We start from the raw sequence: 13,191 nt of genomic DNA, 5'->3' as shown, positions 1-13,191 counted from the left end.
GTTAAGAGAAACCTAATTTTTTGAGGTTCAAAGTCACTATTAAAAAAAAAAGATACTTTTGTACCCCAAACAAATTGAATATGGCAAAGAATTTAGTGATTGTTGAGTCGCCTGCGAAAGCAAAAACCATTGAAAAATTTCTCGGAAAAGATTTTAAGGTAGCGTCCAGTTTCGGGCACATTGCCGATCTGCCTTCCAAGGAGTTGGGCGTAGATGTAGATGGCGATTTTACACCTAAATATATAGTCTCGAGCGATAAGAAAGCACTGGTGAAGGAACTAAAGGCACTCGCCAAAAAAGCCGATATGGTTTGGCTGGCAAGTGATGAGGACAGGGAAGGAGAAGCCATCGCGTGGCACCTTGCCGAAACTTTGGACTTGAAGGAAGACAAAACCAAGCGAATTGTTTTTCACGAAATTACCAAGTCGGCCATTTTAAAGGCCATTGAAAATCCACGTCAGATAGATTACAATCTTGTAAATGCACAACAGGCCCGAAGAGTTCTGGATCGTTTGGTGGGATATGAATTGTCTCCTGTTTTATGGCGTAAGGTAAAGGGTGGCTTGTCTGCCGGGAGAGTGCAATCTGTTGCGGTGCGTTTAATTGTAGAACGCGAACGTGAGATTGAAGCGTTTACTGCTGTAGGTTCGTATAGAATTGATGCCGAATTTATTACTTCGGAAGGGAATAGCTTTAAAGCAAAACTGCCTAAGAATTTTGATACCGAAGCGGAAGCGCGAGAATTCCTTCGGAAAAATATAGGAGCCTCGTATAAGGTTTCAGATTTGGTAAAAAAACCGGCCAAAAAATCTCCGGCACCTCCTTTTACAACCTCAACCCTGCAACAGGAAGCAGCCAGAAAATTATATTTTTCAGTAGGGAAAACCATGACCATCGCACAACGTTTATACGAAGCGGGTCTCATTACCTATATGCGTACCGACAGTGTGAATTTGTCGAACGAAGCAAAAAACGCAGCTCAAAAAGAAATTGAATCTTCCTACGGAAAAGAATACAGCTTCCCGAGAAATTTTAAAGGTAAATCGAAGGGTGCACAGGAGGCTCACGAAGCGATTCGTCCCACCGACATGTCACGACAGTCTATTGAAGGCGAATACGACCAGACCAGATTGTACGATTTAATTTGGAAGCGAACCTTGGCATCCCAAATGAGCGATGCACAACTGGAACGCACCAACGTTAAGATTGCTATAAAAGCTTCGGAAGCGGTTTCGGAACATTTTACTGCCAACGGGGAGATGATAAAATTTGACGGTTTTCTTAAAGTATATCTGGAAGGAACCGATTTTGAAGAAGAAGAACAGGAAGGGATGCTTCCCAAATTATCCAACGGCGATGCTTTGGATAATGAATACATCACGGCAACAGAGCGATTTACACGTCCGCCGTATCGCTATACCGAAGCTTCATTGGTAAAACAACTGGAAGAGCTGGGAATTGGTCGTCCTTCTACCTATGCACCTACCATTTCGACGATTATCAATAGAAATTATGTAGAAAAAGGAAGTATAGAAGGTGTAGAACGAAAATATCTTCAGCTAACGCTAGCTAAGGAAAGCGTAAAAGAAAAGAATTTAAAGGAAACTGTTGGAAGTGATAAAGGGAAACTGGTTCCCACCGATATTGGTCTAATTGTAAACGACTTTTTGGTAGATCACTTCGAAAATATTCTCGATTATAATTTTACCGCCAAAGTCGAGCAGGATTTTGATGATATTGCGGAAGGAAAAGAGGAATGGAAGCAGATGATGAAGGATTTTTACGGCAAGTTCCATCCCCGTGTAGAAGATGTTTCCGAAAATGCCGAACGTGAAAGCGGGGAGCGTATTTTAGGTGACGATCCTGAAACAGGGAGACCTGTTTTGGTGCGTTTGGGTAAATTTGGTCCTATGGCACAAATTGGAGCCCCCGATGACGAGGAGAAAAGATTTGCAAGTCTCCGCCCCGATCAGCAGTTGCATTTGGTGACTTTTGAAGAAGTGATGGATTTGTTTAAACTACCAAAAGACCTGGGAGTGTTTGAAGGAGAAGAAGTAGAGGTGAATAACGGCCGATTTGGACCTTATGTGCGGTTTGGTAAAAAGTTTATCTCCCTGCCAAAAGGAATCGACCCCTTGGATGTGGATATGGCGATGGCAAAAGAATTGATTGCCGAAAAGAAAAAGGCCGATGCACCTATATATGTATATGAAGGATTGCCGGTTCAGAAAGGAACGGGACGTTTCGGACCCTTTATTAAATGGAATGAAATGTTCATTAATGTGAACAAAAAGTATGACTTCGACGATCTTTCCGAAGCAGATATAAAACAGCTTATTGAAGATAAAAAGCAAAAGGAGATTGATAAGTTGATAAACGAATGGCCTGCAGAAGGTATCCGAATTGAAAAGGCACGTTGGGGACGTTTCAATTTAATAAAAGGGAAAACCAAAGTAGAATTACCAAAGTCTACCAAAGCCGAAAAAATTACCTTAGAGGAGGCGCAGGAGTTGTTGGAGAAAAAAGCCCCTAAGAAGAAAAAAGCTGCTAAAAAGAAAACCACAGCCAAGAAAAAATAATGATAGAATTTCTCAATCCTATTTCGAAGTCGGTTCTGGCGCACAGAGAAATCTTGCCCGTTGGTGTATTGGGGAAACAAATTGCAGGACATTATAAGAAAGGAGAGCTTCCCGATCTTACCAATGTAAAATTTGCACTACTGGGAATACGCGAAAATCGTAACGACGTAAATTTTATTGGAGAAGAAATCTCCTTTGAAGCCTTCCGAAAAGCATTTTATGGATTGTATCCGGGCAACTGGTCGCATAAAATTGTGGATTTGGGGGACATTGTAAAAGGTGAGACGGTAAACGATACCTATTTTGCCATGCGAACCGTGGTGGAAGCCTTGCTGAAAAAAAAGATAATTCCCTTACTACTTGGAGGCAGTCAGGATTTGCTATATGCACAGTACAGAGCCTATGATACCATAGGAACTATGGTGAATATGGTGAATGTAGACTGTAATTTCGATTTGGGAGATGCCGATAAGCCTATTTCAAACAAATCGTATGTTGGAAAGATTATCGTAGACAAGCCTTATAATTTATTTAATTATAGTACTATTGGGTATCAGTCTTATTTCAATCCGCCGGAAGAGATTGGACTTATGGAAAAATTGTATTTCGATGCCTACAGGTTGGGGGAAGTAACTGCAGATATTACCTTGGTGGAACCTATACTGCGCAATACCGATATAGTTGCGATAGATGTTACGGCAATAAAAAGTGCAGAATTAAGTTATAAAAATAGTGCGAGCCCCAATGGTTTTGATGGAAGAGAGATTTGTGCCATAGCGCGTTATGCCGGAATAAGCAATAGAGCCACCTCATTTGGAATCTATGAATTGTCCGATTACAGTGGTTCGGAGAGTGCCGCCATGTTGGTGGCGCAGATGCTGTGGTATTTTGTAGAAGGTGTAAATTTCAGAATCGCCGATGAGGCATTCGATAATGAAAAATTGTACACTACTTATAAGGTACCGGTAGACGACGAGGTGTTACTATTTAAAAAAAGTAATAAAACAGGCCGTTGGTGGATAGAATTACCTTTTATTTCAAATGTTAATAATAAATTAAAAAGTAGAACGTTATTACCTTGCACTTATGGCGAATATTTGAGTGCAACAAATCAGGAGATTCCTGAGCGGTGGTATAAAGCCCGCCGAAAGAATGAAGTATAACCAAACGAACTAAGTAAAAGAAGCTTTAAGGGTTTTTTAAGAAAATTGTTGTTTTTTTAAAATTTTATAAATAGGTTTACGCCCTTGAATCTCGAAAATTTAACCTAATTACCTATGAAGAAGTTTATTGCATTAACTGCGATTGTTGCGTTTTTGTTTAGTTGTAACTCTGGAGACAGGGGAGAACTTGTAGGAGCAAAAGGCAAAAAATGGTATCCACAAAAGCCTTACGGAATGACGCTTGTCCCTGGTGGTTCTTTCATCATGGGTAAGGCAGACGATGATTTTGTAGCGGTAAACGATGCCCCCACGAAAACGGTAACGGTTAGGTCTTTCTATATGGACGAGACCGAAATTACGAATGCAGAATACCGCCAGTTTGTAAACTGGGTGCGGGATTCTACGGTTCGACTAAAATTAGCCATTCTGGCCGATGAGGTAGGTGCCACTCCGGGAGACGGAGGTATTGGTGATTTTGCCTTTGTCGATCAAGAGAATGAAGAAATGACCCCATACGACCAATACATGTACGACAACTACTACGGTATGGGTGAAGATTACTATGCCGGTAGAAAAATTAATCGGGATATCGATTTATTTTGGGACACAGCCGAGTATCCCGATGAGTACTATTCTGAAGTAATGGATACTATGTATATCCCTGCCGAAGAAGCCTACAACGGGCAACGTACCATCGATGTGGAAAAATTGAAGTTCCAGTATACGTATATGGACATTCAGGCGGCTGCAAGAGATAAGACTAAAAGAAGAAAAGACTTTATTAAAAAAGAAGAGGTAAGTATCTATCCTGATACTACCGTTTGGATTAAAGATTTTAATTATTCCTATAATGAACCCATGCACAACGATTATTTCTGGCATGAGGCTTATGGGGATTATCCTGTTGTGGGTGTAAACTGGAAGCAGGCCAAGGCATTCTGTGCCTGGAGAACATTATATAAGAACTCATACCAAAAATCGAGAAAGCGTAACCATGTAAATTCATTCCGTCTTCCGGGTGAAGCAGAATGGGAATATGCCGCTCGTGGTGGTCTGGAATCTGCCACCTACCCTTGGGGTGGACCGTATGCTAAAAACGACAGAGGTTGTTTCCTGGCAAACTTTAAACCATTACGAGGTGATTATGCAGCAGATCAGGCACTGTATACTGTTGAAGCAGACGCATACGAACCTAACGATTACAACCTGTACAATATGGCAGGTAACGTAAGCGAATGGGTGGCTTCTTCTTACGATGCTGCATCTTATGAGTATACCTCTACAATGAACCCTAACGTAAACGACGAAGATAACGCTCGTAAAGTAGTACGAGGAGGATCATGGAAGGATGTTGCTTACTTCCTACAGGTAAGTTCTCGTGATTACGAATATGCAGATTCTGCAAGAAGCTATATTGGATTCCGTACTGTACAAGATTACATGGGAACCGATGTAGTACTCAATGAAAAACTAGGAGACGCTAGATAACCTCTCAACAACATAGAAAAAACTAAATCTTAACTTAACTAAAAACTATTGTATTATGGCACAATCAAGATCATCAAAGAAATTATTTAATATGGCCTACGGGCTTGGAGCTTCTATTGTAATTTTAGGAGCTTTATTTAAAATTCTTCACTGGGAATTAGGACCCCTAAATGGAGGTCTTTTGTTGGCAATTGGTTTAATTACTGAAGCTATTATTTTTGCTATCTCTGCTTTCGAACCGGTAGAAGATGATTTGGACTGGTCTTTAGTTTATCCTGAATTAGCAGGAGGTATGGCCGGTGAGAAAAAACAAAAAGAAGATCCTCAAGGCTTGCTGTCTAAAAAATTAGATGAAATGCTGAAGGATGCCCGAATCGATTCAGAATTAATGAGTAGCTTAACCGATGGTATCCGTAATTTCGAAGGTGCCGTGAAAGGAATGGCCCCTACTGCCGAAGCTATGAGCTCAACAAAAAAATACAGCGAAGAAATGGCCTTGGCCGCTGCGCAAATGGAATCTTTAAACAGCTTGTATAAGGTTCAGGTTGAATCTAACAGCCGTCAAGCAGAAGTAAACGAACGCGTTGTTGAAAATGCAGAACAACTAAAACAACAGATGGAGCACTTGGCTACCAACCTATCTTCCTTAAATGGAGTATACGGTGGAATGCTTTCTGCTATGACCAATAGAAATTAATTTCCTATTAGACTAACTTTTATTAACAACAAAAAACTAAAAGAATATGGCTAAAGGAGCTTTATCACCAAGGCAAAAGATGATTAACCTGATGTATCTGGTTTTCATCGCGATGCTTGCATTAAACATGTCCAAAGAAGTTCTATCTGCTTTTGGACTACTCGACAAAAAAATAGCAGAAGGAAACGTTGCCACCACAGCCCGAAATAACGCCTTTATGGAAAGTTTGGGTACTAAGGCAACCGATGCCCCCGAACAATATGCTGCCTTAAAGGTTAAGGCAGATCAGGTGAGCACTATTTCGGACGAATTAGACGTTTATCTTGAAGGAATTAAGTCTGAAATGATGGGAACATTAAAACCTGAAGATGCAGACGATTATGAGGTACAGGACAAACCTGACTTTTTAGATCGAAAATTCTTCCAGGGAGACAAACTAAAACCGGACGGACAAAAATTTATTGATAATATCAATAAGTATAGAACCGAAATGTTAGCGGTATTAGGAGATGATTATCCCGATTTGAAGAGTTCTATCGAAGCGAATTTCTCCACAACTCCTGTTGCCAACAGAGATGGGAAGAAAATCGATTGGATCAATTATAATTTTGAAGGTTTCCCATTAGTGGCTTCCAAAACAAAATTAACTCAAATCCAGTCCGATGTTAAAACCACTAAGAGCGAATTACTTGGTAAAATGTTAGCAGGTCAACAGGCAGATGCCTTGGCCCTTAAAAATTACGAGTCGTTTATGACCGTAAAGAAAACTGCATTTTATCCCGGAGAAACTTTTGATGGCTCTATCATCCTAGGACGTGTTGATCCCAACACAGTACCAAAAAGAGAAGAGTTAACTTTAGATGGACGTAAATTAGTACGTGGAACCGACTACGATATTGCCGGAGGACGTATTGTGATGAAAATTGGAGCAGGAAGTCCCGGTGATCACAAGATCGAAGGAATGCTATACTATGGAGAAGAAGGTGAAGAAACCGAAGTTAAAGTGGAAACAGGCTTTGCTACTATTGCCTTACCAAATTCGGCGGTTATTGCTGCCGATAAGATGAACGTGGTATATCGTGGTGTTGATAACCCAATGACGGTATCTATTCCCGGTATTCCCGACAATAAAGTTCGTGCAAGCGGTACCGGTTTATCTCCAGTAGGAGGTAGCAAGTATGTAATGCGCCCCGGAAGTGGTAGAACTGTAAATATTACAGCTAGCGGTACTTTACCTGATGGTAAGCCCGTAAGTTCTTCTTCCGAATTCCGTATTAAAGATATCCCGCCACCACTTGGAGCTATTCGTGGAGAAACAGGAATTGTACGTATGCAGCGTCAAGGATTGGAAATTTCAACCATCTCTGCTGTATTACCCGACTTCGATTTCGACGTTAAATTGAACGTTACCGGATTTAGCTTTAAAGTATCAGGTCAGCCAACTGTTCGTGTAAATGGAACAAGATTGGATGGTGCTGCACAAGGCGCCTTGCGTAGAGCAGGACGTGGTGATGCCGTTCAAATATTTGATATCAATGCAAAAGTAGAGGGAAGTTCTGTTGTTCTTAAGAAAACATCTCCCGTAATTATTGAATTGACAAACTAGTAATAAATCTGTTTTTTATGACTTTTAAGAATGTTGTTTTATGTGTTTTTGTAACTCTGTTAGGCTTTAGCGCTTCTGCGCAGCTTAATATATTGAATGCAAAAACTCCCGAAGAGATAGGCAAAAAAACTGAAGCACAAATTGCCTACGATAATGACAAGCCGTTGCCTTATGGTTATACGGATGAGCGTGATGTGCTATGGTCCAGAACAACATGGGAAATAATCGATCTCGATGAAAGAGTGAACTTCCCGTTGTACTATCCTATCGATACAAACAACATTGGAGCCGATAGACGGTCACTATACGATGTGCTAGTTAAAGCCATTAAGAATGGTGAAATAGAACATGTGTATGCAGATTCTTACTTTACTGAGAAACGTACCCTAAAGGATATTGAAGCTTCTTTGGTATACAGCGATACAACCGATTTAGGTATTGAGCAATTAAATGCCGAAGGTACTGTAGACGAGCAATACGTGAGAAAATTCAATCTGGATGCTGGTGATGTTGAAGAATGGAGAATACGTGGATACTGGTATATGGACAAGCGTCAGGGGGAATTAAAATACCGCCTATTGGGTATTTGCCCAGTTGCAAATGAAGCCCGATCTAAAGCTTTCCCCGATGACAACATCGACAGTAAAGTAGAATTGTTCTGGGTATGGTTTCCGGCAGCACGGGATGTGTTACATGAGGCCAAAGCGTTTAACCGTAAGAATACATCGCAGCCTATTACCTTCGATCATTTGTTGAACTCCAGACGTTTTCACGGTGTGATTTACAAGGAAGACAACGTACAAGGTGATCGTAACGTATCAGACTACATCAGTGATAATGCATTGATGCAGTTGTTGGAGTCCGATAGAATTCTGGAACAGATTAGAAATATCGAAATTGATATGTGGAACTACTAAAGTTCACAAGTTAAGTTATAGTTGAAACCCTCTAAGGCAAATGTCGAAGAGGGTTTTTTATTGGGCTTCATTTTCAAGAAACAAAGTATCTTTGGTCTGTGATAAAAACAGATTACATTATTGTTGGGCTGGGCATCGCAGGTCTTGCCTTTTGCGAACAGTTGCAAAAGCACGGCATATCGTTTGTGGTGTACGATTCGGACACTTCGGGGTCTACCGAAGTTTCCGGGGGAGTTTTTAATCCGGTGGTGTTAAAGCGATTTACCGCAGCATGGAAGGCCGGGGAATTTTTAAAGGAAGCGCTTCCGTTTTATGAGTCCTTATCTGTAAAACTAAAGGAATCCTTTGTCCAGATGCAGCCCGTATTCAGAATACTTAAAAATGCCGAAGAGCAAAACGACTGGACCGTTGCCGGTGATAAAATTGCCCTGGCTCCATTTTTGACTTCCAAAATTGTTCCGAATACATTTAACGCTGTCAATGCACCCTTTGGCTTCGGAAAGGTGAGCGTTTCGGGAAAGATCGATACAGTTCAATTGCTTCAGAAATACAAAGCATACTTGCTGAAAAACCATCAGTTAATAACCGAAGCATTTCAATACGATGCGCTCCGGGAAACTCAAAATTCACTTCAATACAAAAACCGGGCTGCGGCAAAAATCGTTTTCACCGAAGGCGCTGCAGCACTTCACAATCCCTTTTTTCCGAAGCAACTGCTCATTCCGAATAAAGGAGAGTATTTAATTATTGAAGCACCGGAGCTTCAGCTGGATGCCATCCTAAAAGGGGGAATGTTTATTATTCCATTGGGCAACCATTTGTATAAGGTAGGCGCTACCTACAGCAGGGATGACGTTTCGGCAACACCCACCGAAGCTGCAAAAGAAGAAATTAGCTCGAAATTAAATCAAATGATTCGCTGTGACTTCAAAATAATTAAACAGGTTACAGGAATTCGACCTACTACAAAAGACAGACGCCCTTTGTTGGGTACCTTGTCCGGAGATTCAAATAAGGCGTTTTTAAACGGTTTGGGCACTCGAGGCATCCTTATGGCGCCTTTGCTGGCCAAAATGCTGTACGAGTACTTAGAAGAGGGTATCCCACTTCCAAAGGAACTGGACATCGGGAGATTTTAGAAACTGCTATTACACCTTAGTTTCGTCGAAACTAAAGAAAAAATTAATCCAGATATTTCGGGAAAGACGCATTATTAGCGGAAATAAAACCCCCAACGAGATAATAATTACTGCAAAGGTTTCTAGTCTTCCCATGCCAAATAGTAGATTGGCAATTATAAAAGCCGCAATGGCAATTGCCACTCCCACACCATAGCTCACGTACATCGCACCGTAGAAAAAGGAAGGTTCAATCTTAAATTTTGTATCGCAATGCCGGCAATTGTCGTGCATTTTTAAGGTTTCGGAAAAGCGGTACGGATTGTTTGTTTTGTACATTTTCCCGGTTTGACACACGGGACAGGTACCGGTAAATATACTGTAGAGTTTGGATCCTTTCATATTTATTTCTTAAGAAGGAGGGAAGCATTTTTTTTGCACTGCAAAATTAAGCATCTTTGCAAAAATTTTTGCCTTTATCATGCTAAACATTCATAATCTTTCGGTTTCTTTTCAAGGAGACTATTTATTCGAAAAAATTACCTTCCAATTAACGCCGGGAGACCGCGTAGGATTGGTGGGTAAAAACGGAGCCGGAAAATCCACCTTATTGCGCATTATTGCCAAAGAACAGGAATACGACGGGGGTTCTATTGCAACCGATAAAGAAATTAGCATTGGATTTTTAAAGCAGGACATCGATTTTACCAAAGGCCGCACGGTTTTGGAAGAATCCTACGAGGCTTTTACCGAAATTAAAAAGCTGGAAAAGCAATTGGCAAACATCAACACCCAATTGGCAACCCGTACCGATTACGAGAGTGATATCTATCACCAACTCATGGTAGATCTCAACGAAATTCAGCATCAGTATGAAATTCACGGGGGCTACAATTATCAAGGAGAAACCGAACGGATTTTGCAAGGTTTGGGTTTTCTTCGGGAAGATTTCGGGAAGCTCACCGAAACCTTTTCCGGGGGATGGCGTATGCGAATTGAATTGGCAAAACTCTTACTTCAGAACAACGATATTTTATTGCTCGATGAGCCTACCAATCACCTGGATATAGAATCTATTTTGTGGTTGGAGGAATTCCTGAAGAACTACCCGGGCGTTGTGGTTGTGGTTTCTCACGATAAGATGTTTTTAGATAACGTCACCAACCGCACCATCGAAATTTCCCTCGGAAAGATTTACGATTACAACAAGCCCTATTCGAAATATTTAATTCAGCGTGCCGAATTGCGGGAACAGCAATTGGCTTCACAAAAGAATCAGCAGAAGCAGATAGAACAAACCGAAAAGCTTATTGAAAAGTTCCGTGCCAAAGCCAGTAAGGCTACCATGGCGCAGTCGCTTATTAAAAAATTAGACAAAATAGACCGTATTGAGGTAGACGAAGACGACAACAGTGTAATGAGTCTTACTTTTCCTATTTCGGTAGTTCCCGGGAAGGTGGTGATTGAAGCCTCGCATATTTCAAAAAGTTACGGCGAAAAGGAAGTGCTTAAAAACATCAATCTGTTGGTGGAGCGCGACAGTAAAATTGCCTTTGTGGGGCAAAACGGACAGGGAAAATCTACCCTGGCCAAAATTATTGTCAACGAAATAGAACACGGCGGAAAGCTGAAACTGGGACACAATGTGCAGATTGCCTATTTCGCTCAGAATCAGGCTGAATATCTGGATGGCAGCAAAACGGTATTGGATACCATGATCGATGCCGCCAACGAAAAGAACAGGGCGAGAGTTCGGGATATACTGGGCTCCTTTTTGTTTAGAGGCGACGAGGTAGACAAGTATGTGCGTGTGTTGAGTGGGGGAGAGCGCAACAGATTGGCACTCGCCAAATTGTTATTGCAACCCTTTAATGTGTTGGTGATGGATGAACCTACCAATCACCTGGATATTAAGTCAAAAAACGTGTTGAAAGAGGCTTTGAGAAAATTTGAAGGCACCTTGCTTTTGGTTTCTCACGACCGGGATTTCCTGCAGGGATTGGGGAATAAGGTATACGAATTTAAAGATCATAAGATCAAGGAATATTTGGGAGATATCGATTACTTCCTGGAACAACGTAACCTTCAGAATTTACGAGAAGCCGAAAAACGCACCGTGAATGCTTCCGAAGCAACTTCAAAAGAAAGCGGCGGGAAGCAAGATTACGAAAATCAGAAGCGCCTAAAATCGTTTACGAACAAACTCAGCAAGATTGAGGCCAACATCAATAAGTTGGAACGCGAAATCAAGGAAATTGATATGGAAATGATTATCAATTACGATCGCACTATTGCCAAGCCGCACTTTTTTGACCACTATCAGGCGAAGAAGGACAAACTAAAACAGCTTATGCAGGAGTGGGAGGAAGTGACGCTTAAATTGGAAACTTTGGCGTGACTAAAGGCACAGATTTAAGATAGTTTTAACTTTTGCTGTTGCAACGCAACCTATTTTTGAAAGTCTAAGTTGTAAAATTTCACATGTGCGTAAAATTATAAATATTTTTATTGGAGCTGCGTTGATTGTGGGTGCCATTCTGGGTGCCAACGCCATTATAAAAAGCAATACCAAACAAAGACCCAAAGCCGATAAGGTGATAAAAACTGTTTTTATCGAAACAGTTGAAAACAAAACAATTACTATTTCAATACCCGCCAGCGGAATCCTGGTGGCGAAAAACCGATTGGAATTATACTCGGAAGTACAGGGTATTTTTCAAAGCAGTGCTCGCGATTTTAAGGCCGGACAAGCCTACCGAAGTGGCGAGACCCTGCTGCGTATAAATGCTTCGGAGTATTACGCATCGGTACAAGCTGCGAAGAGCGAGTTTTACAATCTTGTCACCTCCCTGATGCCCGATCTGCGATTAGATTATCCCGAAGCCTTTCCGGTTTGGCAACGCTATTTAACTACTATCGATGTAAATAAATCCACACCTCCTCTGCCGGAGATTACTTCCGATAATGTAAATTATTTCATCACTGGCCGAGGCGTATTTACTTCCTATTACAATATTAAAAATTTGGAACAACGACTGGGAAAGTATGGTATTTCGGCACCTTTTAACGGAGTAGTGACCGAAGCACTGGTAACCAAAGGAACCTTAATTAGGCAAGGACAAAAATTGGGCGAATTTATTGACACCTCCGTTTTTGAGGTCGAATTGGCCATAGAAAAAGAATACAGCGACCTATTAAAACTTGGAGAAAATGTGGCGCTAACTACCTTGGAGGGAGATCAATCTTATATCGGGACAGTGAGTCGTGTAAATGAAAGAATTGATCAGGCAACACAGACGATTAAGGTGTTTGTTGAGGTAAAAGGTGAGAATTTAAAAGAAGGCATGTATCTGGAAGCCCTTTTGCAGGCCAAAAGCGAACCCAATGCTATCGAAATATCCCGTAAATTATTGGTGGACGAAACGCAGTTATTTATAGTAAGAGACAGTATTCTGGATGTGGTAGAGGTGCAACCTGTACATTTTTCTTCTAAAACCGTCGTGGTAAAAGGAGTGCCTAACGGAACTCATATCCTTTCGAAACCCATACCCGGAGCCTACGCCGGAATGTTGGTAAAGGAATTCAAGGAAACAGCTACAGACTCTCTGGTAAAACCCGAATAA

10 protein-coding genes are annotated in these 13,191 nt (G+C 41.2%); 9 read left to right on the top strand and 1 reads right to left on the bottom strand.

The features are described 5' to 3' along the window. Nucleotides 1–80 precede the first annotated feature (80 nt). The 7 genes from topA to ATE92_RS02930 all read left to right on the top strand — a co-directional run bounded on the left by topA (nucleotide 81) and on the right by ATE92_RS02930 (nucleotide 9,589). Nucleotides 81–2,579, top strand: coding sequence for a type I DNA topoisomerase (gene topA, locus ATE92_RS02960; protein WP_100802282.1), 2,499 nt, complete (start codon nucleotides 81–83; stop codon nucleotides 2,577–2,579). After that, nucleotides 2,579–3,742: a formimidoylglutamase gene (locus ATE92_RS02955; protein ID WP_100802281.1), complete on the top strand. Its 1,164-nt coding sequence runs from the start codon at nucleotides 2,579–2,581 to the stop codon at nucleotides 3,740–3,742. Before topA ends, ATE92_RS02955 begins: the two co-directional genes overlap by 1 nt. 114 nt (nucleotides 3,743–3,856) lie before the next feature. Continuing rightward, entirely contained in the window at nucleotides 3,857–5,230 is a 1,374-nt protein-coding gene (gene gldK / locus ATE92_RS02950) for a gliding motility lipoprotein GldK (RefSeq protein WP_100802280.1), read from the top strand. Nucleotides 5,231–5,285: 55 nt separating this feature from the next. Next, nucleotides 5,286–5,927 carry a gliding motility protein GldL gene (gene gldL, locus ATE92_RS02945; protein WP_100802279.1) on the top strand — a complete coding sequence of 214 codons (642 nt, stop codon included), beginning with the start codon at nucleotides 5,286–5,288 and terminating at the stop codon, nucleotides 5,925–5,927. A gap of 46 nt (nucleotides 5,928–5,973) precedes the next feature. Next, nucleotides 5,974–7,533 carry a gliding motility protein GldM gene (gene gldM / locus ATE92_RS02940; protein ID WP_100802278.1) on the top strand — a complete coding sequence of 520 codons (1,560 nt, stop codon included), beginning with the start codon at nucleotides 5,974–5,976 and terminating at the stop codon, nucleotides 7,531–7,533. Between the two features lie 17 nt (nucleotides 7,534–7,550). Further along, entirely contained in the window at nucleotides 7,551–8,450 is a 900-nt protein-coding gene (gldN, locus tag ATE92_RS02935; protein WP_100802277.1) for a gliding motility protein GldN, read from the top strand. 98 nt (nucleotides 8,451–8,548) lie between these two features. Next, nucleotides 8,549–9,589: an FAD-binding oxidoreductase gene (locus ATE92_RS02930; RefSeq protein WP_157809541.1), complete on the top strand. Its 1,041-nt coding sequence runs from the start codon at nucleotides 8,549–8,551 to the stop codon at nucleotides 9,587–9,589. A gap of 9 nt (nucleotides 9,590–9,598) precedes the next feature. Here ATE92_RS02930 and ATE92_RS02925 read toward each other — a convergent pair whose 3' ends face one another. After that, nucleotides 9,599–9,970, bottom strand: a complete 372-nt coding sequence (locus tag ATE92_RS02925; protein WP_100802275.1) for a DUF983 domain-containing protein — start codon at nucleotides 9,968–9,970, stop codon at nucleotides 9,599–9,601. Between the two features lie 79 nt (nucleotides 9,971–10,049). On the opposite strand from ATE92_RS02925, the gene ATE92_RS02920 reads away from it, so the two are divergent. Both ATE92_RS02920 and ATE92_RS02915 read left to right on the top strand, forming a co-directional pair. Next, the gene (locus ATE92_RS02920; RefSeq protein WP_100802274.1) at nucleotides 10,050–11,966 is read left to right on the top strand and encodes an ABC-F family ATP-binding cassette domain-containing protein; all 1,917 of its coding nucleotides are present in this window, start codon (nucleotides 10,050–10,052) and stop codon (nucleotides 11,964–11,966) included. Between the two features lie 85 nt (nucleotides 11,967–12,051). Further along, nucleotides 12,052–13,191 (top strand): efflux RND transporter periplasmic adaptor subunit, encoded by a 1,140-nt coding sequence (locus ATE92_RS02915; RefSeq protein ID WP_100802273.1) that lies wholly within the window; start codon nucleotides 12,052–12,054, stop codon nucleotides 13,189–13,191.

Origin of the sequence: Ulvibacter sp. MAR_2010_11, from assembly GCF_002813135.1 — a bacterium.
GTDB lineage: Bacteria > Bacteroidota > Bacteroidia > Flavobacteriales > Flavobacteriaceae > Altibacter.
This window is presented reverse-complemented; position numbering and strand designations above follow the sequence as displayed.